The sequence below is a fragment of the Microbacterium wangyouchuni genome (assembly GCF_054072595.1).
On the sequence record NZ_JBSVRM010000003.1, the window covers coordinates 437,237 to 458,732 of the forward strand.

The 21,496-nt window shown below is 65.3% G+C and carries 23 protein-coding genes; 11 read left to right on the forward strand and 12 right to left on the reverse strand.

Going from position 1 to position 21,496, the window contains the following annotated elements; genetic code table 11:
* Positions 1 to 10: 10 nt before the first annotated feature.
* The 4 genes from ACW5CM_RS07125 to ACW5CM_RS07140 form a co-directional block, all read right to left on the reverse strand.
* The gene (locus ACW5CM_RS07125; protein WP_457124615.1) at positions 11 to 1,453 is read right to left on the reverse strand and encodes a GH1 family beta-glucosidase; all 1,443 of its coding nucleotides are present in this window, start codon (positions 1,451 to 1,453) and stop codon (positions 11 to 13) included.
* A complete protein-coding gene (locus ACW5CM_RS07130; RefSeq protein WP_438252842.1) occupies positions 1,450 to 2,340 on the reverse strand; it encodes a carbohydrate ABC transporter permease in 891 nt (296 codons plus the stop codon). Before ACW5CM_RS07130 ends, ACW5CM_RS07125 begins: the two co-directional genes overlap by 4 nt.
* The gene (locus ACW5CM_RS07135; RefSeq protein ID WP_439255610.1) at positions 2,337 to 3,377 is read right to left on the reverse strand and encodes a carbohydrate ABC transporter permease; all 1,041 of its coding nucleotides are present in this window, start codon (positions 3,375 to 3,377) and stop codon (positions 2,337 to 2,339) included. Before ACW5CM_RS07135 ends, ACW5CM_RS07130 begins: the two co-directional genes overlap by 4 nt.
* A 100-nt stretch (positions 3,378 to 3,477) precedes the next feature.
* Positions 3,478 to 4,797 (reverse strand): ABC transporter substrate-binding protein, encoded by a 1,320-nt coding sequence (locus ACW5CM_RS07140; protein ID WP_457124616.1) that lies wholly within the window; start codon positions 4,795 to 4,797, stop codon positions 3,478 to 3,480.
* 143 nt (positions 4,798 to 4,940) lie between these two features.
* Between ACW5CM_RS07140 and ACW5CM_RS07145 the strand changes: the two genes are divergently transcribed.
* A complete protein-coding gene (locus ACW5CM_RS07145; RefSeq protein WP_438252839.1) occupies positions 4,941 to 5,471 on the forward strand; it encodes an adenine phosphoribosyltransferase in 531 nt (176 codons plus the stop codon).
* 90 nt (positions 5,472 to 5,561) lie between these two features.
* Here ACW5CM_RS07145 and ACW5CM_RS07150 read toward each other — a convergent pair whose 3' ends face one another.
* The 3 genes from ACW5CM_RS07150 to ACW5CM_RS07160 all read right to left on the reverse strand — a co-directional run bounded on the left by ACW5CM_RS07150 (position 5,562) and on the right by ACW5CM_RS07160 (position 9,240).
* Positions 5,562 to 6,566 carry an ABC transporter substrate-binding protein gene (locus tag ACW5CM_RS07150; RefSeq protein ID WP_438252838.1) on the reverse strand — a complete coding sequence of 335 codons (1,005 nt, stop codon included), beginning with the start codon at positions 6,564 to 6,566 and terminating at the stop codon, positions 5,562 to 5,564.
* 71 nt (positions 6,567 to 6,637) lie between these two features.
* Entirely contained in the window at positions 6,638 to 7,669 is a 1,032-nt protein-coding gene (locus ACW5CM_RS07155) for an ABC transporter permease (protein WP_438252837.1), read from the reverse strand.
* Entirely contained in the window at positions 7,669 to 9,240 is a 1,572-nt protein-coding gene (locus ACW5CM_RS07160) for a sugar ABC transporter ATP-binding protein (protein ID WP_457124617.1), read from the reverse strand. The genes ACW5CM_RS07155 and ACW5CM_RS07160 overlap by 1 nt, the downstream gene beginning before the upstream one ends.
* Before the next feature lie 133 nt (positions 9,241 to 9,373).
* On the opposite strand from ACW5CM_RS07160, the gene ACW5CM_RS07165 reads away from it, so the two are divergent.
* The gene (locus tag ACW5CM_RS07165) at positions 9,374 to 10,246 is read left to right on the forward strand and encodes a sugar phosphate isomerase/epimerase family protein (RefSeq protein ID WP_439255607.1); all 873 of its coding nucleotides are present in this window, start codon (positions 9,374 to 9,376) and stop codon (positions 10,244 to 10,246) included.
* Positions 10,247 to 10,350: 104 nt separating this feature from the next.
* On the opposite strand, the gene ACW5CM_RS07170 is transcribed toward ACW5CM_RS07165, so the two are convergent.
* From ACW5CM_RS07170 to ACW5CM_RS07180, 3 genes are all read right to left on the reverse strand, one after another.
* Entirely contained in the window at positions 10,351 to 10,770 is a 420-nt protein-coding gene (locus ACW5CM_RS07170; RefSeq protein ID WP_438252834.1) for an RbsD/FucU family protein, read from the reverse strand.
* 107 nt (positions 10,771 to 10,877) lie between these two features.
* A complete protein-coding gene (locus ACW5CM_RS07175; RefSeq protein WP_457124618.1) occupies positions 10,878 to 11,840 on the reverse strand; it encodes an aldo/keto reductase in 963 nt (320 codons plus the stop codon).
* Positions 11,827 to 13,122 (reverse strand): L-fuconate dehydratase, encoded by a 1,296-nt coding sequence (locus ACW5CM_RS07180; protein ID WP_457124619.1) that lies wholly within the window; start codon positions 13,120 to 13,122, stop codon positions 11,827 to 11,829. The genes ACW5CM_RS07175 and ACW5CM_RS07180 overlap by 14 nt, the downstream gene beginning before the upstream one ends.
* Before the next feature lie 126 nt (positions 13,123 to 13,248).
* Here ACW5CM_RS07180 and ACW5CM_RS07185 point away from each other — a divergent pair, with 126 nt between their 5' ends.
* Together ACW5CM_RS07185 and ACW5CM_RS07190 are read left to right on the forward strand one after the other, a co-directional pair.
* Positions 13,249 to 14,109, forward strand: a complete 861-nt coding sequence (locus ACW5CM_RS07185) for a fumarylacetoacetate hydrolase family protein (RefSeq protein WP_438252831.1) — start codon at positions 13,249 to 13,251, stop codon at positions 14,107 to 14,109.
* Complete coding sequence (locus tag ACW5CM_RS07190; protein ID WP_457124620.1) at positions 14,106 to 14,870, forward strand: SDR family NAD(P)-dependent oxidoreductase; 765 nt, start codon at positions 14,106 to 14,108, stop codon at positions 14,868 to 14,870. Before ACW5CM_RS07185 ends, ACW5CM_RS07190 begins: the two co-directional genes overlap by 4 nt.
* A gap of 135 nt (positions 14,871 to 15,005) precedes the next feature.
* On the opposite strand, the gene ACW5CM_RS07195 is transcribed toward ACW5CM_RS07190, so the two are convergent.
* The gene (locus tag ACW5CM_RS07195; RefSeq protein ID WP_457124621.1) at positions 15,006 to 15,872 is read right to left on the reverse strand and encodes an amidohydrolase family protein; all 867 of its coding nucleotides are present in this window, start codon (positions 15,870 to 15,872) and stop codon (positions 15,006 to 15,008) included.
* A 48-nt stretch (positions 15,873 to 15,920) separates the two neighbouring features.
* Between ACW5CM_RS07195 and ACW5CM_RS07200 the strand changes: the two genes are divergently transcribed.
* Positions 15,921 to 16,601, forward strand: a complete 681-nt coding sequence (locus ACW5CM_RS07200) for a FadR/GntR family transcriptional regulator (RefSeq protein WP_438252828.1) — start codon at positions 15,921 to 15,923, stop codon at positions 16,599 to 16,601.
* A gap of 89 nt (positions 16,602 to 16,690) precedes the next feature.
* On the opposite strand, the gene ACW5CM_RS07205 is transcribed toward ACW5CM_RS07200, so the two are convergent.
* Positions 16,691 to 17,362, reverse strand: coding sequence for a transaldolase family protein (locus ACW5CM_RS07205; protein WP_457124622.1), 672 nt, complete (start codon positions 17,360 to 17,362; stop codon positions 16,691 to 16,693).
* Between the two features lie 95 nt (positions 17,363 to 17,457).
* Here ACW5CM_RS07205 and ACW5CM_RS07210 point away from each other — a divergent pair, with 95 nt between their 5' ends.
* The 6 genes from ACW5CM_RS07210 to ACW5CM_RS07235 are packed head-to-tail and all read left to right on the forward strand — an operon-like array spanning position 17,458 to position 21,481.
* Entirely contained in the window at positions 17,458 to 18,414 is a 957-nt protein-coding gene (locus ACW5CM_RS07210; RefSeq protein WP_438252826.1) for a ribokinase, read from the forward strand.
* A 12-nt stretch (positions 18,415 to 18,426) separates the two neighbouring features.
* Entirely contained in the window at positions 18,427 to 18,825 is a 399-nt protein-coding gene (gene rbsD, locus ACW5CM_RS07215) for a D-ribose pyranase (RefSeq protein ID WP_438252825.1), read from the forward strand.
* A complete protein-coding gene (locus ACW5CM_RS07220; protein ID WP_438252824.1) occupies positions 18,826 to 19,650 on the forward strand; it encodes a GntR family transcriptional regulator in 825 nt (274 codons plus the stop codon). It begins immediately after the preceding gene.
* 30 nt (positions 19,651 to 19,680) lie between these two features.
* Positions 19,681 to 19,893: a hypothetical protein gene (locus tag ACW5CM_RS07225; protein ID WP_457124623.1), complete on the forward strand. Its 213-nt coding sequence runs from the start codon at positions 19,681 to 19,683 to the stop codon at positions 19,891 to 19,893.
* The gene (gene cds1, locus ACW5CM_RS07230) at positions 19,890 to 20,951 is read left to right on the forward strand and encodes an L-cysteine desulfhydrase Cds1 (RefSeq protein WP_457124624.1); all 1,062 of its coding nucleotides are present in this window, start codon (positions 19,890 to 19,892) and stop codon (positions 20,949 to 20,951) included. Before ACW5CM_RS07225 ends, cds1 begins: the two co-directional genes overlap by 4 nt.
* Before the next feature lie 23 nt (positions 20,952 to 20,974).
* On the forward strand, positions 20,975 to 21,481 hold the full coding sequence (locus ACW5CM_RS07235; protein ID WP_438252821.1) for a glycine cleavage system transcriptional repressor: 507 nt from the start codon (positions 20,975 to 20,977) through the stop codon (positions 21,479 to 21,481).
* The last annotated feature ends 15 nt before the right edge of the window (positions 21,482 to 21,496 follow it).

The following is a 21,496-nucleotide window of genomic DNA, read 5'->3' on the forward strand; positions in this document are numbered from 1 at the left end:
CTTCGCGCACTCAGAGAGAACGTGCAGCGATGATGCGAGCGTACTCCCGACCGCTGTCCTTCAGAGCGCGCTGCTGAGTGTCGTAGTCGACGCGCACGATTCCGAAGCGCTTATCGTAGCCCCAGGCCCACTCGAAGTTGTCGAACATCGACCAGTAGAAGTAGCCGCGAACGTCGACGCCGGCATCCGCCGCATCCAGAACCGCGCCGAGGTGCAGCCGCAGGAACTCGGTGCGATCAGCATCGTGAACCCGCGTCACACCGTCTTCCACAACAGCCTCGTCATCGTAGGCGGCGCCGTTTTCCGTCATGTAGAGCACCGTTCCGGCCGGCTCCGCGTAGTCGGTCCACACCCGCTGCAGCAGACGCGTGAGGCCCTCCGGCTGCACTTCCCAGTTCTGCGCGGTGCGCGGAAGTCCTCGCTCGACGGAATGAATGCCTTCGCTGGACGGATACGGGCTGCGCACCCGTCGCTCCGTGGGCGGACCGCCCGCGACGGGGCTCTCGGCAGGAGCCGTGCCGGAGAGGAAGTCACCGTGGTAGTAGTTCACGCCCTGGGTGTCGATCTTCTGCGAGATCGTCTGCATGTCGCCGTCGTGGATCGCGGATTCGAACTGGTCCACAGCATCCGCATCGACCGCGCGAATATCCCTGACGATATCCGATGGGTATTCGCCGCGGTAGATCGGATCCAGGAACCAGCGATTGAACTGGCCGTCGATGCGGCGGGCGGCGTCGACATCGGCCAGGTCATGCGGGTTCACCGGGTCAGCGACGGTGTGGTTCAGCGTGATACCGAGGTTGAGGTCCGCGTCGCGCGACCGCAGTTCACGCACGGTCGCGCCATGCGCCAGCAGCAGGTGGTGCGAGGCGAGCAGCCCTTCGGCGACGCTCGTGTGCCCGGGGGCATGCTCGCCGCCGGTGTAGGAGAGGAACGACGAGCACCACGGTTCGTTCAGGGTCGTCCACACGTTCACCCGGTCGCCGAGCGCGTCGTGCATGGTGGCGGCGTATTCGAGGAAGCGGGAGGTCGTGTCGCGGTTCGTCCAGCCGCCGGTCTCCTGCAGCGCCTGCGGCATGTCCCAGTGGTACAGCGTCAGCCACGGCAGGATGTCCGCACCGAGCAGCTCATCGACCAGACGCTTGTAGAAGTCGACGCCCTTCTCATTGACGGCCCCGCCGTCGGGGCGCACCCGTGACCACGACGTCGAGAAGCGGTAGGTCTGCAGTCCGAGCTCGGTCATGAGCGCGACATCTTCCGGGTACCGGTGATAGTGGTCGCATGCCACGTCACCGTTCTCCGCGCCGATCACGGCACCGGGCACGCGGCAGAATGCGTCCCAGATCGAGTCCGTACGACCATCCTCGTGAGCGGCGCCCTCGATCTGATAGGCGGCAGTGGCTGCGCCGAAGAGGAAGGTGTCCGGGAACGGCCTGGGGGTCATAGATATCATCCTTTCACCGCGCCCGCCATGATGCCACTGACCAGCTGCTTGCCTGCCACCACGAAGAGGATGAGCAGGGGCAGGGTCGCGAGCACCGCACCGGTGAGCACGATCGAGTAGTCGACGTAATAGCCGGACTGCAGCTGGCTGAGCGCCGTCTGCAGCGTCGGGTTCTGGGGTGGGAGAACGATGAGCGGCCAGAGGTAATCGGTCCAGGCGGTCATGAAGGTGAACAGCCCGAGGATCGCCATGGCGGGCCGCGCAGCGGGAAGGCCGACGGTGAGGAAGGTGCGGAACTGGTTCGCCCCGTCCATGCGTGCGGCCTCGATGAGCTCGTCCGGGATGACGTCGACGAGGTACTGCCGCATGAAGAAGACGCCGAATGCTGTGACCAGTGTCGGCACGATGACGGCGCCGATCGAGCCTGTCCAGCCGAGCTCGCGCATCACCATGAACAGCGGGATGATTCCGAGCTGTGTCGGGATCGCCATGGTCACGATGACGAAGATCATCAGGCCGTCACGGCCCTTGAATCGCAGCTTCGCGAAGGCGTAGCCGGCGAGCGTGGAGAACGTCACGACCGAGAGTGTGATGACGCTGGAGATGATGACCGAGTTGCCCAGTGCCAGCCAGAACGGGATGGCATCGAGCACCTTGGCGGCGTTGGCGAAGAAGTTTCCGCCGGGGATCATCGGCAGGGTCTCACCACGGGTGGCGTTGGTGCCGCTGGCGACGACGAGGGACCACCAGAGCGGATATACGCTGCCGATGATGAACGCGGCCAGCAGTCCGTAGGTGAGGAATCCGGGACGGCTGCCGATGCCGGCTGCACCGCCGGTCATACCTCGCCTGCGACGGATCTTCTCGGGCACGCTCAGTGCTTGGGTGGCGCTCATCGGTTCAGCTCCTTCGCGGTACGGCGGGCGCGACGACGCGCAGCTCTGTTCTGGGGTGCGTCACCTGTGGAGATGCCCCGTGAGATGAGGAAGTTGATCACGCCGATGCCGACGATCAGCAGGAACAGCAGGATCGCGACCGCGGATGCTTCGCCCAGGTTCCGCCGGAAGAACGCCATCTCCCAGAGGAACAGCACCGTCGTCTGGAACTGCCGTTCGCTGCCGCCGATACCGCCGGCGGTGGAGACGTCGAACAGGCGCGGCTCGGCGAAGATCTGCAGACCGCCAATGGTCGCTGTGATGATCACGAAGATGAGCGTCGGACGGATCGTCGGGATCGTGATGGAGATGAAGCGGCGGATCGGGCCCGCACCGTCGATGGCAGCGGATTCGTAGAGGTCACGTGGCACGGCCTGCATCGCAGCGAGCAGAATCAGCGCGTTGTATCCGGTCCAGCGGAAGTTGACCATCGTGGCAATCGCGATATGCGAGAGGAAGGTGTTGTGCTTCCACTCCTGGTCGACGATGCCGAGCAGGTTGAGGAGGTTGTTGGCCAGGCCGTCAGCCTCACTGAAGATGCTGGAGAAGATGATCGCCACAGCCACCGGAGTGACGACGAAGGGGATGAGGATGCTCATGCGCCAGAACGTGGGCGCGCGGAGTCCGCGATCCAGGAGATAGGCGACGATGAGCGCGACCGCGAGCTGCGGAATCGCGGAGAGCAGGAAGATGCTCAGGGTGTTGGAGATCGAGTTCCAGAACATGCCGTCGCCGAGGATCTCGACGAAGTTGGCGAATCCGACGAAGTCTCCCTCGCCCTTGAGCAGATCCCAGTCGTGCACGGCGACGTAAACGGTGTAGATGAGGGGGAAGAGCCCGACGATGCCGAACACCAGGAAGAACGGCGAGATGTAGAAGTAGGGCGAGGCCTTCTGGTCGAACCGAGATGCGCGATGACGCCAGGAGGGCTTGGCCTTGTCGATTGGCTTCTTCGGCGCAGCGGATGCCGTGTCCCGGCGCTGGGCGGTGAGAGTCATGTGTTCCTACCTCTGAGGGATTGCACGGTTCAGGTCGCGCTTTCTGTCGCTAAGGCAGCGCCGAAGCGACAGAAAGTGCGACCTGAGCGTGATGGGATGGTCAGCCGACGAGCTCGTTCAGGAGCGCGATGGCCTTGTCCCATGCCTCTTGAGTGCCCAACTCCCCACGGTCAAGAGCACTCAGAGGCGGACCGAAGACGTTCTCCTGAATGACGGAGTCATCCGCGCCCTTGAACTGCGCAACGACGCCCTTGGCACGCTCCGCAAGGATCGCACCGGTCGGTGCGCCGTTGAAGAGCTCGTTCGGAGTCGCGGCAGCAGCCAGCTCCTCCTGTGCGGCGACCGTCGACGGGAAGTTGCCAGCAGCAGCGGACTGCTTGACCTGCTGCTCAGGCTGGGTCAGCCAGTCGGCAAGTGCCGCAGCGGCTTCCTTGTGCTCAGAGGTCTCGGGAACGGTGAGGAACGCGCCACCCCAGTTGGTCGCTCCTCCGGGGAACACATCGGCGAAGTCCCACCCTGTCGATGCGTCACCGCCGCCTGATTCCAGCTTGCCGGCGACGTTTCCGAGCATCCATCCGGGGCAGACCAGGGTGGCGAAGGTGCTGTCGACGAACGACTTGCCACCGTTCCAGTCCCAGGCGGCCTCGGCAGCGGACTGGCCGCCCTCGGTTGCTGCACCGAGCGTCTCGAATCGCTTCTTGAGCTCGGCATTGCCCTCGACGTTGAGCTCACCATCTGCGGTGTAGTAGCCCTCGTCGAGCTGGTTGACCATGGAGTTCCAGACGAATCCAGAGTGGTCGTACCAGGCTTTACCCGTCTTGGCCGTGTACTCGGCGCCGACGGCGAAGTAGTTGTCCCAGTCGCCCGTGAGCAGCTCTGCGACCGACTCACGGTCGCTGGGCAGACCCGCAGCCTCGAAGGCAGGGCCGTTGTAGCAGATACCGCTCGGACCGATGTCAGTGCCGTAGCCGATCACGCGGCCTTCGGCGTCGGTTCCCTGGTCGTACTTCCACTCCAGCCAGTCGCCCTTGCGGTCTTCGATGCCGTAGTCACGCAGGTCGACGAAGAGCTCCGAGACGTCCATGATGGCGCCGAGCCAGCCTTCTTCGATCGCGACAACGTCGCTGAGCCCGCCGCCGGCGCCGATCTTCGTGAAGACGTCGGTACGGGCGTTGCCGCCGGTGTCGATGTTCGTCGCTTCGATGGTGACGTTCGGGTTCAGGTCCTCGTATTCCTTGTAGAGGTCGTCGTAGCCGAAGGTGCCGAAGGTCGTGACGGACAGGGTGACCTGTTCGTCAGACGAGGCACCTGCATCGGCGTCGGCGTTGCCGGTGTCGGCCGAGCAACTGGCAAGGGCGAGGGCTGAGATGGAGGCGACAGCTGCTGTGGCCAGCATCCGTCGGCGGGCGCGTGTGTTCATGGTCACTCCTTTGTGCGAAATGGTGCGGGTCGGTCATGCGACTACGTGGGAGCGCTCCCACGCATTGCTCAGTTACTTTATGGGAGCGCTCCCACGAATGTCAAGCGAAAGATACCCTCAGCGCGGTGAAGTAGCATCGATCAGTGCCCTCAGCCGAAATATCCCCTGCTCTTACCCGCGCCGAGTCCCTGATCCGCAGCATCCCGGACTACCCCCAGCCCGGCATCCTGTTCCGTGACATCACCCCGCTGCTCGCCGACGCCGACGCCCTGCGGGCGACCACCGAGGCGATCATCGAGCCCTTCCTCGGACAGTTCGACGTCATCGCCGGCATCGAAGCGCGCGGCTTCCTGATCGCCAGCGCCGCCGCTCTCGCCGCCGGCGTTGGTCTGGTACCGATTCGCAAGGCAGGCAAGCTTCCTCGCCCCGCAGCATCCATCGACTACGCCCTCGAATACGGCACCGCGACCATCGAGATGCACGACGACATCCCCGCCGGCTCCCGCGTGCTGCTCATCGATGACGTGCTCGCCACCGGCGGAACCCTCGCGGCGGGACGCCAGCTGATCGAGCGCCTCGGCTCGCACGTCGCCGGCATCTCGGTGCTGTTCGAAATCGACGGCCTCGGCGGTCGCGAACTCGTCGGCGACCTGCACACCGTCTTCCACTCCTAACCGCACTGCGGACGCATCCGCACTGCACCGCACGCACACGAAAGCGGCTCCCCACCCGAAGGTGAGGAGCCGCTTTTGCGTCAGATCAGATCACTCGTAGAGAACAGCAGCGATCTTCTCGTCGTCCATGTTGTCAGCGTCGTACCAGTACGAGCCGGTGTCGTAGAACTCCTCGACAGCCTCGCCGTTGGCAGCGTCGTAAGCCGCCTGGACAACCTGCGCGCCGATGCCGATCGGGTCCTGCGTGATGGCGCCGGCCATCAGGCCGTCCCTGATGGCGTTGAGCTGAGCTGCACCGGAGTCGAAGCCGATGATCTGGATCTTGCCCTTTTCGAGGTTGAGCTCGTTAGCGGCGTTCACGACGCCGATGGCCGAGCCCTCGTTGGTGCCGTAGATGCCCTTGAGGTCGGGGTGCGCGGCGATCATGGCCTTCGCGATGTCAGCCGACTTCAGGTGATCTCCATCGCCGTACTGAATGTCGACGATCTCGATGTCGGGGTAGTCCGACTCGATCTTGTCGACGAAACCGTCACGACGCTCGACACCGGTCGAGTTGATCTGCGAGTGACCGACGATGGCGACTTCGCCCTCGCCGCCGATCAGCTCTGCCATGTGCTCTGCAGCCAGCGCACCGGCCACCTTGCTGTCGGTGGCCGCCAGGCTCAGGCCCACGTCACCGTTGCACGGCGCGTCGAAGTACACGACCGGGATGTCCTGGGCCGCTGCCTTCTCAAGCGGTGCGACGCACGCCTCGGGGTCAAGGGCCGCATACGCGATGGCATCCGGGTTCTTGTCGATAGCTGCGGTCAGCATCTCGAGCTGCTGCGCGATCTCCGTCTCGGCCGCGGGGCCTTCGAAGGTGATCTTGACGCCGAGCTCTTCAGCCCTCTGCTCGGCACCCGTCTTGACGGCCTGCCAGAACTGGTGCTGGAAGCCCTTCGAGACCAGGGCGATGTACATCTCGTCGCTGCTGCTGCCGCCGTCAGTGCCGGCGCCCTCTTCGATGACCTCGCCGCCGCCGCCTGCGCAGCCAGCCATAACGAGCGCAGATGCGGCCACGAGTGCCGCGAATGCGGTCTTCTTGCCAAATCGCATGGAAACTCCATTGTTCTGTGTGGATGTCGGTCATATGACCGACGGTGTGGATGGGGAAGGGAAGGGAAGGGTCAGGTTCGCTGGCGGTTGCGCAGCGAGTCGAGGAAAACAGCCAGCAGCACGACAGCGCCGACGACAACGTTCTGCCACTCGGTCTGAATCGACAGGATGCGCAGGCCGTTGACCAGCACGCTCATGATTAGTGCACCGATCACGGTGCCCAGGATGGAACCGCGTCCTCCCAGCAGGGAGGTGCCGCCGATGATGACAGCGGCGATCGCCTGCAGTTCGTACCCGCTGCCGATCTGCGGCTGTGCGGAATCCAGGCGCGAGGCGATGATGATGCCCGCGACACCGGTGAAGGCGCCCGCGAACATGTAGATGAGGATCGTCCAGCGGCGGGTGTTCACACCCGACAGGCGCGTGGCCTCTTCGTTCGAGCCGATCGCGAAGGTGTACCGGCCCAGCAGCGTCTTCGACAGCACGAGGAACGCGACGATCGCGAGCAGCGCGGTGATGAGGACGGCGTTCGGGATGCCCGGGATAATCATGCCGAGCGCGATCTTCTTGAAATCCGGTGCGGAGCTGGAGAAGTAGATCGGGGCGACACCGGAGATGACCAGGGCGAGGCCACCGGCGATCATCATCATCGCGAGAGTCGCGATGAAGGGAGGCAGGTTCAGGAACGTGACATTGAAGCCGTTGATGAACCCCATCAGGACGCCGGTGGCGATACCGCCGATGACGCCAACCCAGACAGGCAGGCCCATATTGGTGACGAAGACACCCGTCATCACCGCGCACAGCGCCATACCGGTGCCGAGCGAGAGGTCGATGCCGCCGGTGATGATGACGAACGTCGTGCCGAGGGCGAGGATGCCGATCACCGCTGTCGACAGCAGCACCGTTGCGATGTTGCTAAAGGTGAAGAAGTTGGGGCTGGCGATCGAGAAGAAGATCACCAGCACGATGAGCGTGCCGAAGGCCAGCGACTGCTGGACCTGACGCTTCAGGTAGCCGACGACATCACGCTTGTCGGTGTTCTCGTTGACGGCCTGCTGAATGACAGTCGTCGTCTCTCCGGACTGCTTTGGGGTGCTCATCAGTCTTCCTCCCCGTGGGCTGCGAGTTGCATGATCTTCTCCTGGCTGGCTTCTTCATTGCGGAGAGTTCCGGTGATCCGGCCGTTCGCGAACACCGCGATGCGGTTGGCGACGCGCAGGATCTCGGGAAGCTCCGACGAGATGACAATGATGGATTTGCCGGCATCGGCAAGCTGCTGCATGAGCCGGTAGATCTCTTCCTTCGCGCCGACATCGATGCCTCGCGTCGGTTCGTCGAAAATGAGGATGTCGCAGTCGCGCATCAGCCACCGGGCGATGACGACCTTCTGCTGATTTCCACCGGACAGCAGTTTGACGATCTGGTTGACCGACGGGGTCTTCACGCGCAGTTGCTGCACGTAGTCCTTGGTCTGATTCTTCGCCTTGCTGTCACCCATCCAGCCGATCGCGTTCGCGTAGCGGCCGAGGGATGCCAGCACCGTGTTGAAGGTGACATCCTGCTCGAGCATGAGACCGAGCTGCTTGCGGTCCTCGGAGAGGTAGCCGACGCCGCGCTTGACGGCATCCTCGGGCTGACGGATCTTGGCGTCGCGGCCGTTGATCGAGATCGTGCCAGCACTGCGCGCGTCCGCGCCGATCACGGCACGAGCGGTCTCCGTGCGACCGGCGCCCATGAGGCCGGCGAAGCCGAGAATCTCACCGCGGTGCAACTGGAAGCTGACATCCTTCAGCAGCGCCTTGGTCGACAGGTTCGCGACATCGAGCACGACCGGATCGTTCGCGTGATCGCGGGCGCTGGGACGCGTTCCCTCGTCGATCACCCGGCCGACCATCATCTCGATGATCTTCGGAACGCTGATCTCGTTCTTCTCAAGTGATCCGATGTATTGACCGTCTCGGAGCACCGAGACACGGTCGGCGAGGCGGCGGAGTTCGTCCATGCGGTGAGAGATGTAGACGATGCCGGTGCCGTTGGCCTTGAGCTGTTCGATGAGGACGAAGAGCGTCTCAACCTCAGTGTCAGTGAGCGCCGATGTCGGCTCATCCATGATGAGCACCTTGGCGTTGAACGACAGCGCCTTGGCGATCTCGACCATCTGCTGTTCGGCGACGGTCAACTCGCCCACGCTCTGCTTCGGGTTCAGCTTGATACCGAGCCCCTTGAGTAGCTCAGTGGTCTGCTTATTGAGCTTGCGCTCGGACAGCAGCGGACCAGATGTGGGCTCGCGTCCGATGAAGATATTCTGCGCAACCGTCAGGTCGGGCATCATATTCAGTTCCTGATGGATGATCGTGATGCCGAGCTGCTGCGCCTGCAACGGGCTGGTCAGTTCGACCTGCTGCCCCTCGAACGTGATCGTTCCCTCATCGCGGGTGTAGATGCCCGAGAGAATCTTCATCAGCGTCGATTTTCCAGCGCCGTTCTCGCCGACGAGAACGAGCACTTCACCGGCGCGCACCTCGAGGTGCACATCCTTCAGTGCCTGCACACCTGGGAAGCCTTTGCTGATGCCGTCTACTCGGAGGATCGGATCGCTCATATGTTCACCTGCTCCCTTGAAGGTCGTGATTTCTGAAAAGATGTCGACACCGAGATTACCGTCAAACATCGGATCAATTGTGTACCAGCATCCTGTGTGATGCAAGTTGTATCTAAATGTACCTAACGTCGTCTCATCATGCTAGACCTGTAATAACAACTTCGTCACGGAAATGCGCGCATGCGCAGAAAGAGGGATTGAAATGCTCATAGGTGCGCACGGCCTGGTCTTCACGGGAACCTTCGAAGAGGCGGGCCTGCGGCGCGCGATCGAAGGCACCAAGAACGCCGGATTCGACCTGATCGAGATCCCCTTGATGGACGCCGCCGCCTTCGACTCCGCTTTGGCCGGACGGATGCTGCGCGACAACGACCTCGCCGTGACGGCATCCCTCGGGCTGACGAACGCGACCGACCTGACCAGTGACGACGCCTCAGTCGTCGCCGCAGGCGTCTCGACACTGGAGCGCTGCCTGGATCATGTGGCGACGATGGGCGGCGATGTCTTGTGCGGCGTCATCTACTCCGCAATGGGCAAGTACATGGCACCGGTGACCGCACGGGGCGTGGCGAACAGCCAGGCCGCGATCTCGGGGCTTGCCGCGAAGGCCGCTGAGCGCGGCATCCGGCTCTCGCTCGAAGTCGTCAACCGTTACGAGTCGAACGTGTTCAACACGGGTCGCGGCGCGTTGGGCTTCCTCGATGGCGTGGACGGCGACGTCAGCGTGCACCTGGACACGTACCACATGAACATCGAGGAGTCGGATTTCTTCCAGCCTGTGCACGACGTCGCGCGCGCAGGAAAGCTCGGCTACGTGCACATCGGTGACAGCCACCGCGGATACCTCGGCACCGGGACCGTCGACTTCGCGACGTTCTTCCGGGCGCTGCACGACGTCGCCTACGACGGCCCGGTCGTGTTCGAGTCGTTCTCGTCGGCCGTGGTCAGCGCAGAGCTCAGTAACACCCTCGGCATCTGGCGCAACCTCTGGCAGGACTCCGATGACCTCGCGGCCCACGCGAACCGCTACATCCGCGACGCCCTGCACGCCGTCGGAACGATCGACCAGCACTAGGTCGCGGGCCCAGGGCTAGGCCCAGGGCTGGGCCTGGGCCTGGGCCTGAGCCTGAGCCTGAGCCTGAGCCTGAGCGGTTCACCCGGGCTGTCGCGCTCCTGCGGCTACGCCGACGCGTGCCCGACCACGCCCTTGCGCAGCAGCGCGTTGCCGTACTTGCGGGTCTCTCCGGTGCGCACCATCAGGTACGCAGGCCCGGCGAGGTCGTAGTACGCGAAGCGTTCGACGAATCGGGTGGTCTCGACAGTCGTTCCGGCAGCATCCATCAGCTCACGCTGCACGTCGAGGACCACGGCGTCGGCGGATTCCATCAGGTCGAGCCCCGGCGCATCGTCCAGGGGGATCACCGTGCGGATCGCGGCGAGCACCTCGGGCGTTGTCGTGCCGGGCAGGTCGATCACGTTGCGGCCGAGCGCCCACGCGGGGAAGTGCGCGTCGGCGATCACGACAGCATCCGAATGTCCCATCCGATCCAGGTGCAGCAGCAACTCACCGGTGAGGAGCGGGTTGATTCCTTCGAGCATGTTCTTTTCCTTTCCTGTCGCTCCGGTCGCAATTGGTGCTGCTCAAATCGACAAATAGCGACATGAATTGCGACCGGGGCGGAGCGATTGCGACCGGAGCGGAGAGTTCACGCCGGGATCAGGTCCTCGGCGGCAAGTTCGAGCCAGAACGCCTCGGGGATCGCAGCGGCTGCGAGCTCGGCGTTCTGTCGCACCTGCTCGGGGCGGGAACTGCCGAGCACAACCGCATGCGTCACCTCGTCGCGAAGCGGGAACTGAATCGCCGCCGCGGGCAGCACCACGTCGTGGTTCCGGCAGATCGCGACGATCTTTTGCAGTCGATCCCAGACGCCTTCGGGCACGCCGCCGTATTCGTAGCGACTGTCGCGCGTCGGCTCGGCTTTGGCCAGCAGCCCGGAATTGAAGACGGATGCCGCGACCACACCGGTGCCGCGTTCGCGACAGGCGGGCAGCACATCTGCCGCAGCCGGCTGCTCCAGCAGCGTGTAGCGTCCCGCGATCATGATGATGTCGAGATCAGCCTCGCGCACGGATCGAGCCAGCGCCTCGCTGACCATAGAACCGACGCCGATCGCGCCGATCGCACCCTCGTTGCGCAACCGCTCCAACGCCGGGAATGCCGATTCGAGCGCCAACTCGAGGTCATTGCGCTCCGGGTCGTGCAGGTAAACGAGATCGATCCGGTCGAGCCCCAGCCGCTCTTTCGATTCTTCGATGGATGAGCGGATGCCAGCATCCGAAAAGTCCCACACCCGCTGCAGGGTGTTCGGCACGAAAAAGTCGTTGTCGGTGTCGAGGCCACCATCGAACTCCGGGTTCGGGCGCAGCAGACGCCCCGCCTTGGTGGAGAGGACAAACTCGTCGCGCGGCTTCGTCTGCAGGAAGGCCCCGAGGCGTCGCTCGGAGAGTCCGAGCCCGTAGTGCGGAGCGGTGTCGTAGTACCGCACACCGCTGTCCCACGCGGCATCCAGCACCGCCCAGGCCTCGTCATCCGTCAGCTCTCGAAAGAGGTTGCCGACGTTCGCTGCCCCGTACCCGAGCGCGGGGATGCGCAGCTCAGTCTGCGACATGCGCACCCTTCCACTCGTACTTCGCGATGCTCTCGGCCTTCATCTCCATGCTGGCACCGGCCGCGGTGGGTGGCATGTAGGAACCGCCCTGAATGTCGGTCGGCACGACAAAGTGGTCGTGCAAATGATCGACGAACTCGATCAGGCGTCCCTCGCGCGTGCCCGTGACAGCGACGAAGTCGAACATCGACAAGTGCTGCACTGCTTCGCACAGACCCACGCCGCCCGCGTGCGGGCAGACCGGCACGCCAAATTTCGCTGCCAGGAGCAGGTTGGCGATGTTCTCGTTCACGCCCGCAACGCGCACGGCATCGATCTGCATTACCTCGATGGCGTTCGCCTGCAGCAGCTGCTTGAAGATCATGCGGTTCTGGGCGTGCTCGCCGGTTGCCACACGGATCGGGGCGATGCCGCGGGCGATCTCCGCGTGCCCGAGGATGTCGTCGGGGCTCGTGGGCTCCTCGACCCAGGCCGGGTTGAACTCAGCGAGCGCGCCGACCCACTCGATCGCTTCGGAGACCTCCCAGCGCTGGTTGGCATCGATCGCGATCGGGAAGTCCGGCCCGAGCACCTCGCGGGCCTTGCGGAAGCGGCGGATGTCGTCGTCGAGGTCGGCGCCGACCTTGAGCTTGATCTGGGTGAATCCGTCTGCGAGCGCCTCGCGGGCTAGGCGCTCGAGCTTCTCGTCGGAGTAGCCGAGCCAGCCGGGGCTGGTGGTGTAGCCCGGGTAGCCGGTGGCCAGCAGCTCGGCCTCGCGTTCGGCGCGACCAGGGACGGCAGCACGCAGGATCTCGAGGGCATCCTCGCGAGTGAGGGCATTGGTCAGGTACCGGAAGTCGACGAGGTCGACGATCTCCTCCGGAGTCATACGGGCCAGTAGCTGCCACAGCGGGAGTCCGGCGCGCTTGGCCTTGATGTCCCAGAGCGCATTGATCACGGCGCCGATGGCCATGTGCATGACGCCCTTCTCCGGGCCCAGCCAGCGCAGCTGCGAGTCGCCGATGATGTCGCGGAAGGTCGTGCCCATGTCGTCGAGCAGCGGTTCGATCTCGCGGCCGACAAGGTGATCAGCGAGTGCATCGATCGCGGCGACCTGCACGTCGTTGCCGCGGCCGATGGTGAACACGAAGGAGTGACCGGCGATCTCGTCGTCGGCATCCGTGCGGATCACGACGTACGCCGCGGAGTAGTCGGGGTCGGGGTTCATCGCGTCCGAGCCATCCAGGCTCAGCGACGTCGGAAAACGAATGTCGGTGGTGTCGAGGGCGACGATGCGGCTCACGGGATATTCCTCTCCTGGTGCAGCACGAAGTTTCTGCACGGACCTCTTGGAGTGTAAACATCCGATGTCTATACTGTCAATCAGACGTGCCGTCCACGGGCGGCTCCCCAACGAGGTAGGAGAACCATGAAGTTCGCGCGGCTTGGCGCCCCTGGATCCGAAATTCCCGTCCTGGTGGACGGTGATCGCCACCTCGATCTACGGGCGGTGACATCCGATGTCAATGGTGATTTTCTCGCCGACGACTTCCGCTCGCGGGTGGCTGCCGCGCACGCGGCCGGTGAACTCCCCGAGCTCGAAGGCGCCGCGGATCTGCGCATCGGTGCCCCGATCGCCCGCCCGAGCGCGGTCATCTGCATCGGCATGAACTACGCCGCGCACGCGGCAGAATCCGGCTCCGAGCCGCCGACGATCCCGATCCTGTTCCTGAAGACACCGAACACGGTCGTCGGCCCGAACGACGACGTGACGATCCCGCGCGGCAGCGAGAAGACCGACTGGGAGGTCGAGCTCGGCATCGTGATCGGCAAGCGCGCCGCGTATCTCGATTCGCCGGATGAGGCGGATGACCACATCGCCGGCTACGTCGTCGCCAACGACGTCTCCGAGCGCTCATTCCAGATCGAGGTTTCCGGCGGCCAGTGGTCCAAGGGCAAGATCGCGGCGGGCTTCAACCCGACCGGCCCCTGGCTCGTCACCCCGGACGAGGTCGACGTCGACAACCTAAATCTGAAGAGCTTCGTGAACGGCGAACCCCGCCAGGACTCGAACACCTCCGACATGATCTTCGACGTGCGCGTCATCGTGCACCACCTCTCGCAGTACGTCACGCTTGAGCCCGGTGATCTGATCCTCACCGGCACTCCTCAGGGTGTTGCGCTGTCCGGAAAATACCCGTACCTGAAGGACGGCGACGTCGTCGACATCTCGATCGACGGACTCGGCGGCCAGCAGCAGAAGTTCGTCGCGTGGGAGGCTCAGAAATGACCGGGTCCAGTGGTCGCGACCTCACCGGGCTCGTCGCCATCGTCACCGGCGGCGCATCCGGAATCGGAGCATCGATCGCGCAGCGTCTGCACGCTGACGGCGCAGAGATCGCGGTGCTCGACCGCGACCCCTCCGGTGCGGATGAGCGCTTCGCCGCGTTCGCCGCGGATGTTTCGGATCGCGCGAGCGTGGATGCTGCGGTCGCAGCTGTCGCCGAAAAGTTCGGTCGCATCGACATCGTCGTCAACAATGCCGGTATCGGTGCGGTCGGCGACATCAGCGCGAACGACGACGACGAGTGGGCGCGGGTGCTGTCGGTCAACGTCACCGGCATCGCACGCGTGACAGCTGCGGCGCTTCCGTGGTTGCGGCAATCGCCTGCCGCCGCGGTGTGCAACACAGCATCCATCGCGTCCTCCACCGGACTCCCGCAGCGCGCCCTGTACAGCGCGTCGAAGGGCGCGGTGTCGGCACTGACCCGTGCAATGGCCGCGGATCATCTGCGTGAGGGCATCCGTGTCAACGCCGTGAACCCCGGCACCGCCGATACCCCGTGGGTCGGCCGATTGCTCGGTCAGGCCGATGACCCCGCTGCGGAGCGCGCGGCGCTCGAGGCCCGCCAGCCGCACGGGCGCCTCGTCTCCCCCGATGAGGTCGCCGCCGCCGTGGCGTATCTGGTGTCCCCGGCAGCCGGTTCCACCACCGGAACATCCATCGAAGTCGACGGCGGTATGGCGCAGCTGCGCTTGCGCGCCGAGTAGCGCTGCGCGCGCCGGTCGCCCCGCAGGGGTCGCAAGTGGCCGCGACTCACGTGACAGGTGTCGCAAATGGCCGCTCACGCGCATGCGGAGCGGCCATTTGCGACACCCACCGCCGCGTTCACGGCCGCGCTGAGGCTAGTCCAGCCCGTAGAACCGCTCGGCGTTGCGCCAGAGAATCGCATCGACGTCGAGATCACGGGCGCCGGCCCAGGATGCCACAGCTGCGGTCCACGCACCGATGGCTACGGAGTCGATTTTGGATGCCCGCACCGCAGACACCGGCCAGTCACTGCCCCACATCAGCCGTTCCACTCCGAAGGCGGCAGCCGCAGCATCCAGGAACGGCTCCATCTGACCCGCGGACCAGTCGCCTCCTGCCTCGGCCGGCAGTCCCGAAAGCTTGCAGAAGACCTGCGGATGCTGCGCCAGAGCCGCCAAGGCGTCCACCCACTCGGTCGCCGGCGCAGCCGGGTCCGCAGCGGTTCCGACCACGGGCTTGCCCAGGTGGTCGAGCACGATCCGCAGTTCCGGCACCTCGGCCGCCAGGTCAATGACGTCCCGCAGCTGCGGCACCGTCTGAACGCAGGCGTCGAAGGTCAATCCACGCTCGGCAAGCGCGGCCGCCCCGGCACGAAATTCCACCGACCGCGCCAGGCCCACCGGCGCTCCCTGCAGCAGATGACGCACTCCGACCACGAGCGGATGCTCGGCGACAGCATCCAGATACCGCACTGTCGCCTCTCCCAAATCGAGCCGTGCGCCGGCGACGATTCCGCGCACGTTCACCTGCTCAGCCACCGACGAGACCCACGCGACCTCGTCGAGGTACTGGTCCTCGGCGGAGCCGGCCTGCACGAAGACGAACCCGTGCGACTCATCGATGCCACCTACAGCGGCGGCGAGTTCCTCGGGTCCGAACCGTGCGCGCAGCGGCCCCTCAAGCCAGGAGTAATCAAGACGAGACGGATCCCACAGGTGCAGATGTGAATCGAGAACACGCATGCGTCCATCCTGCCCCAGACATCCGACCTATGTGCCATGATGACGAGCATGGCAGTCACCGATGAGGCGATCGAGAAGATCAAGGCGATGATCGTTTCCGGAGAGCTCTCCCCCGGAGATCGACTCCCCCCGGAGAAGGAACTGTCCGAGCGCCTCGGACTCTCCCGCAACTCGATGCGCGAAGCGGTCAAGGCGCTCGAGGTCATCCGCGTGCTCGATGTGCGTCGCGGCGACGGCACATATGTCACGAGCCTCGAGCCACACCTGCTGCTGGAGGCGATCTCATTCGTCGCCGACATGCACGATGACGACTCGCTCTTGGAGATCTTCGCGGTGCGGCGGATGCTGGAATCGCAGGCGACGGGCCTTGCCGCAACCCTCGGCACCCCCGAGGCGGTCAGCGCTCTGCACGAGGAACTCGAGAGCGTCGATGGGGCTGAGGTCACCATTGACGAGCTGGTCGAGCACGACATCCGCTTCCATCGCGAGATCGTGCGCATGGCAGGCAACAGCTACCTGGCCAGTCTCATCGAGAGTCTGAGCGGACAGACCGTGCGTGCACGGGTATGGCGCGGCCTCACCGAGCAGGGTGCGGTCGAACGCACTCTCTCCGAGCATCGCGCGATCGCGGACGCCATCGCACAGCACGATCCGAACCTGGCCACGTCGCTCTCGACCGCGCATATCGCCGGGGTCGAGCGCTGGTTGCGTCAGGCCGCGACGGCCTGACATCTCGCCTGCGCCCGCGCCCGCGCCCGCAGCCTGCGGCCACAGCCGCGCCCGCAACCCGCGCCCGCGCCCGCAACCGCGAGCCGAGCTCACGCCCCGATGCGCCCCATGGCCGCTTCGAACTCCGAAGCCGAGCTGTCGCTGACCTGGTGGAACAGCACCTCGTCGAGAACGTCGGGGGCGGCCGTGAAGTACGGCACACCGGCCAGACGCAGCGAGACGATGTCATCGGCTGAGCGCAGACTGGCCGCGAGCACGTTCGTCGCGCTGCCCGCACACACCGCCTGCATCTCGGGGATCAGCGCATCGCCGTCGACTCCGGCATCCCGGAGCCGCCCGAGGTAGGGAGCGATGTACTGCGCGCCGATGCTGGCTGCGGCGAGCGCCTGGGCAACCGAATAGACCGCGGTGATGAGAACTGTCGCGCCGTCGCGAACCAGGGTAGACGCGACGGCGAAGCCGTCGGCGGTCGCTGGAACCTTCACCGCGACCCGCTCACCGAGCGCGCGGATCATTTCGGCGTTGCCCAGCAGGGCGGCGCGGTCAGCACCCCAGGTCTGGAAGAAGATCTCCTGAGCGCCCTCCGCCTCCCACCGGGCGTAGAGCTCGGGGATCTCGGCCGCAGTGCGGCCACCGCGTTCGAGGATCGTCGGGTTGGTCGTCACGCCGTGCACGACACCAGCGTCCAGGAGCCGGGAGACCCGCTCGCCGTCGGCGCTGTCGACGTACAGACGTGGGGAGATGGCAGCGACAGCAGACATGGGTTCTCTTCCTGATGAGCAACCTGTCGTTACAGGTGCGGATTCGGCTAATGTAATGACAGGACTCACCGAAGTCAAAGAAGATCAGGAGCTCCATGACCGTCTCGTCCTCCGCAGCGACCTCAGCAGCGCGCACCGGCGTCGTCATCGTCGGCAGCGTCACCGCCGATGTCACGACGTTTTCTCAGCGCCTTCCCGCGCGTGGTGAAACGATTCTCGGCGACCAGTTCACGCTGATGCTCGGTGGTAAGGGCGCGAATCAGGCCGTCGCCGCCGGTCGTGCCGGGGCCGCGACGAGCTTCGTCGGATGCGTCGGCGACGATCTCTTCCACGACCTCGTCGTCGATGGTCTCACCGATGCGGGCGTCGACCTCACCCATCTGCGAACGGTCGCCGGCCCCACCGGCATCGCGCACATCCGTGTCGACGCCTCGGCGCAGAACGACATCGTGATGGTTCCGCTCGCCAACGCCGAACTCGACGCCGCTCAGATCGACACCGCCCTGGCAGCGCTCGCCCCGACGACATCGGTGCTGCTCACCCAGCTCGAGACCCCCTCGACGCTGACCGCTCGTATCACCGCTCGGGGCCGCGAGCACGGCATGACGGTGATCCTCGACCCCGCCCCGGCCGCACCCCTGGCGGACGAGGTCTGGCAGAACATCGACATCGTCACACCCAATGAGACCGAAGCATCCGTTCTCAGTGGAATCACCGTGACGGATGCCGCGACCGCCGAGCAGGCCGGCCGCTGGTTCCTCGCCCGGGGCGTGAAAGCCGCTGTCATCACGCTCGCCGAGCAGGGATCGTGCGTGGTCACCGCCGAGGGCGCCCAGATCGTCCCGCCGTTTCCGGTCGAAGCCGTTGATACCACTGCCGCCGGCGACGCCTACGCCGGATACCTCGGTGCGGCCCTCGCGAACGGCGCTTCGCTGACCGACGCCGTGCGCCTGGCCACTGCTGCCGGCGCTTTGACTGTCACCAAGCAGGGCGCATCGCCCAGTCTTCCCCTCCGCTGCGACGTCGATGCCTTCGTGGCATCCCGGGTCTGACCAGGAGCCCCCATGCGCAAAACCGCAACCACGATCAATCCCGCGCTCTCACGCGTCATCAGCGAAACCGGACACACCGACCTCATCGTCGTCACCGACGCTGGCCTCCCGATCCCGGTCGGCTCCGAACGGATCGACCTTGCCTACCGCCCCGGTGCTCCAGCATTCTTCGATGTCCTCGACACCGTGCTCGCAGAGATGGTGGTCGAGGGTGCGACGGTGTCGGCCGAAGTCGCCGAACACAGCCCCGAGGTGCTCGCCGCGCTGCGCGAGCGACTGCCCGACATCGAGATCGAGCTGATCCCGCACGTCGAGTTCAAAAAGCGCACGCACGCCGCTCGCGCATTCGTGCGATCCGGCGAGTTCACGCCCTACGCCAACGTCATCCTGCACGCGGGGGTGGCGTACTAAATGGAGCCGACCGCGACCTCCGACGACGTGATCGACCGGCGCTCCGCCGCGCCGATGTACGACCAGCTGCGCCAACTGATCATCGACAGTATTGAGCGCGACGGGCTGCAGCCCGGTGACCCGCTCCCCGGCGAGCACCGGCTCTGCGAGCGATACGGAATCTCGCGCACGGTCGTACGGCAGGCTCTCGCACAGCTCGAACACGAGGGCCTGGTCGAGCGCGTCAAGGGCAAGGGCACCTTCGTGTCACGTCCGCGCACGAGTGAGGCGCTGGTGCACACGCTGATCGGACTCTACGACGATGTGGAACGGCGCGGCGGTCATGTGCGCAGTGACATCCTGCGGCATGAGCGCGAGGATGCTGACGCCGAGATCGCCGCAGCCCTCGAGATTCCGGTGGGCTCTGCAGTGATCGCGCTCGAGCGCCTGAGATACGTCGACGGGGAGCCGTGGTCGTATTCGACGACGTGGATGCCCGAGCACATCGGCGCTGTCAGCCTCGGCGTCGATCTGTCCGAGGCATCCCTCTACCGGCTACTCGCGGACAACGGCATCCAGGCGACCGACGGCGTGCGTTCGGCCGAAGCGACTGTCGCGACGCACGATCAGGCCCAGCATCTCGACGTCAGCGCAGGGTCGGCGCTGCTGCGGCTGCGCAGCATCAGTCGTGATGCTGCCGGCACCCCGATCGAGTACTTCATCGCGCTGCACCGCGGTGACCGTTCGCGCTTCGAGTTCCAGCTGCGCCAGGAGCAGTCGCAGGCATCACTGCTGCATGTCGACGGTGCCGGCGGAACCTCCCGTGCCGGTACAGTCTCTATCTAGAGTGCGCCGCACTTGAGAGAGGGGTTGCACATGACCGACGGACGTCCGAGTTCTCCGGATAATTCCTCCCCTCCGCTGATCGATCTGACCAGTCGCCCCGAGCCGACGCCCGGTCCGCTGACCAAGCCGTCGCCGACGATCAAGCCGCAGAAGGGGCCCCGCTGGCGGATTCTGCTCGTCGCCGTACTGGTGCTCGCCGCGGCCGCAGCGGCCATCGCCTTCCTGCCGCCGCTGTTCGCGTGACCTCCTGGGCCAGCACCGCAATCGCACTGCTAGAGGCAGATGCCAATCGCAGTGCCGACACGCATCTGCACGTCTTCCCGCTGCCGCCCGCATGGGGAATCGACCTCTACCTCAAAGACGAGTCGGTGCACCCGACCGGTTCGTTGAAGCATCGCCTGGCGCGTTCGCTGCTGCTGTATGGGCTGGTCAACGGACGCATCGTCGAGGGGACGACGCTCGTCGAAGCATCCAGCGGTTCGACGGCAGTTTCTGAGGCCTACTTCGCCCGGATGCTGGGACTCGACTTCGTCACAGTCGTTCCACGGTCGACGAGCCCGGAGAAGATCGAGCTCATCGAGTTCTATGGCGGCCGCTGCCACTACGTCGACCAGGCGCCGGAGATGCATCCTGAGGCCGAGCGGCTCGCCGCAGAGTGCGGCGGGCACTACCTCAACCAGTTCTCCTACGCGGAGCGGGCGACGGACTGGCGCGGGAACAACAACATCGCCGAGAGCGTGTTCAGCCAGTTGGAACGGGAGCGGCATCCGGTTCCGGAGTGGATCGTGGTCGGCGCCGGCACCGGCGGAACGAGCGCGACCTTCGGCCGGTATGTGCGCTACCGCCAGCATCCGACCCGCGTCGCCGTGGTCGACCCGGAAGGCTCGGCATTCTTCGGCGGCTGGAGCACGGGAACGGCTAACTACACAACCGGAACCCCCAGCCGCATCGAGGGCATCGGCCGGCCGCGTGTCGAGCCCTCATTCGTGCCGGGTGTGATCGATGAGATGCTGCAGATCCCGGATGCTGCGTCGATCGCCGCGATCCGGCTGCTGAAGGAACGCACCCTGCACTGGGCCGGAGGCTCGACCGGCACCAACCTGGTCGGAGCGTTCCGCCTCATCGCCCGAATGCTCGCCGAGGGCAAGCAGGGCAGCGTCGTCACCCTCATCTGCGACGGCGGTGCCCGCTACGCCGGCACCTACTATTCGGACGACTGGATTGCCGAGCAGGGGTGGGATCTCGCCCCGCACCGCGCCCAGTTGGATCGTTTTCTGCAGACCGGGGTCTGGGACGACTGAGCCTGCCGGGCTACGCTTCAGGCATGACCACTCTGATCCTCACCGTTGTCGGATCCGACCGCCCCGGCCTCGTGGCATCCGTCGCCGATGTCGTCGACGCGCACGGCGGCAATTGGGAGAACAGCCAGCTCGCCGAACTCGCCGGCGTTTTCGCCGGCGTCATCCAGGTCTCGGTGCCGGATGAGCGGATTGCGGAGCTGACGGCGGCGGTGCAGTCGCTGGACGGGCTGAGAGTTGTCGCGCACACGGGTGCGGATGCCCCGGCCACCGCCGCCGCGCGACCGATCTCGCTGCAGATCCTCGGCAACGACCGCCCCGGGATCGTTCGCGAGATCTCCGCGGTGCTCAGCAGCCATCACCTGAGCATCGACGATATGACCACCCAGACCCGGGACGCAGCGATGGCCGGCGGCCGGCTCTTCGAAGCGTCCGTGACGGCGGAGGTTCCGGCATCCGCCGATCTCGACGCCCTCCGCGCAGACCTCGAGCGGCTGGCATCCGAGATTCAGGTCGACATCACCCTGGACTGAGCACGCCCGCACCGC

What these genes read in the sequence shown, in the direction of transcription:
- ACW5CM_RS07210 (WP_438252826.1), top strand. Translation starts at nt 17,458, where the DNA reads ATGACCGTCTCGTCCTCCGCAGCGACCTCAGCAGCGCGCACCGGCGTC.
- ACW5CM_RS07190 (WP_457124620.1), top strand. Translation starts at nt 14,106, where the DNA reads ATGACCGGGTCCAGTGGTCGCGACCTCACCGGGCTCGTCGCCATCGTC.
- ACW5CM_RS07200 (WP_438252828.1), top strand. Translation starts at nt 15,921, where the DNA reads ATGGCAGTCACCGATGAGGCGATCGAGAAGATCAAGGCGATGATCGTT.
- ACW5CM_RS07195 (WP_457124621.1), bottom strand. Translation starts at nt 15,872, where the DNA reads ATGCGTGTTCTCGATTCACATCTGCACCTGTGGGATCCGTCTCGTCTT.
- ACW5CM_RS07205 (WP_457124622.1), bottom strand. Translation starts at nt 17,362, where the DNA reads ATGTCTGCTGTCGCTGCCATCTCCCCACGTCTGTACGTCGACAGCGCC.
- rbsD (WP_438252825.1), top strand. Translation starts at nt 18,427, where the DNA reads ATGCGCAAAACCGCAACCACGATCAATCCCGCGCTCTCACGCGTCATC.
- ACW5CM_RS07170 (WP_438252834.1), bottom strand. Translation starts at nt 10,770, where the DNA reads ATGCTCGAAGGAATCAACCCGCTCCTCACCGGTGAGTTGCTGCTGCAC.
- ACW5CM_RS07160 (WP_457124617.1), bottom strand. Translation starts at nt 9,240, where the DNA reads ATGTTTGACGGTAATCTCGGTGTCGACATCTTTTCAGAAATCACGACC.
- ACW5CM_RS07225 (WP_457124623.1), top strand. Translation starts at nt 19,681, where the DNA reads ATGACCGACGGACGTCCGAGTTCTCCGGATAATTCCTCCCCTCCGCTG.
- ACW5CM_RS07130 (WP_438252842.1), bottom strand. Translation starts at nt 2,340, where the DNA reads ATGAGCGCCACCCAAGCACTGAGCGTGCCCGAGAAGATCCGTCGCAGG.
- ACW5CM_RS07175 (WP_457124618.1), bottom strand. Translation starts at nt 11,840, where the DNA reads ATGTCGCAGACTGAGCTGCGCATCCCCGCGCTCGGGTACGGGGCAGCG.
- ACW5CM_RS07125 (WP_457124615.1), bottom strand. Translation starts at nt 1,453, where the DNA reads ATGATATCTATGACCCCCAGGCCGTTCCCGGACACCTTCCTCTTCGGC.
- ACW5CM_RS07235 (WP_438252821.1), top strand. Translation starts at nt 20,975, where the DNA reads ATGACCACTCTGATCCTCACCGTTGTCGGATCCGACCGCCCCGGCCTC.
- ACW5CM_RS07155 (WP_438252837.1), bottom strand. Translation starts at nt 7,669, where the DNA reads ATGAGCACCCCAAAGCAGTCCGGAGAGACGACGACTGTCATTCAGCAG.
- ACW5CM_RS07185 (WP_438252831.1), top strand. Translation starts at nt 13,249, where the DNA reads ATGAAGTTCGCGCGGCTTGGCGCCCCTGGATCCGAAATTCCCGTCCTG.
- ACW5CM_RS07140 (WP_457124616.1), bottom strand. Translation starts at nt 4,797, where the DNA reads ATGAACACACGCGCCCGCCGACGGATGCTGGCCACAGCAGCTGTCGCC.
- ACW5CM_RS07135 (WP_439255610.1), bottom strand. Translation starts at nt 3,377, where the DNA reads ATGACTCTCACCGCCCAGCGCCGGGACACGGCATCCGCTGCGCCGAAG.
- ACW5CM_RS07150 (WP_438252838.1), bottom strand. Translation starts at nt 6,566, where the DNA reads ATGCGATTTGGCAAGAAGACCGCATTCGCGGCACTCGTGGCCGCATCT.
- ACW5CM_RS07165 (WP_439255607.1), top strand. Translation starts at nt 9,374, where the DNA reads ATGCTCATAGGTGCGCACGGCCTGGTCTTCACGGGAACCTTCGAAGAG.
- ACW5CM_RS07220 (WP_438252824.1), top strand. Translation starts at nt 18,826, where the DNA reads ATGGAGCCGACCGCGACCTCCGACGACGTGATCGACCGGCGCTCCGCC.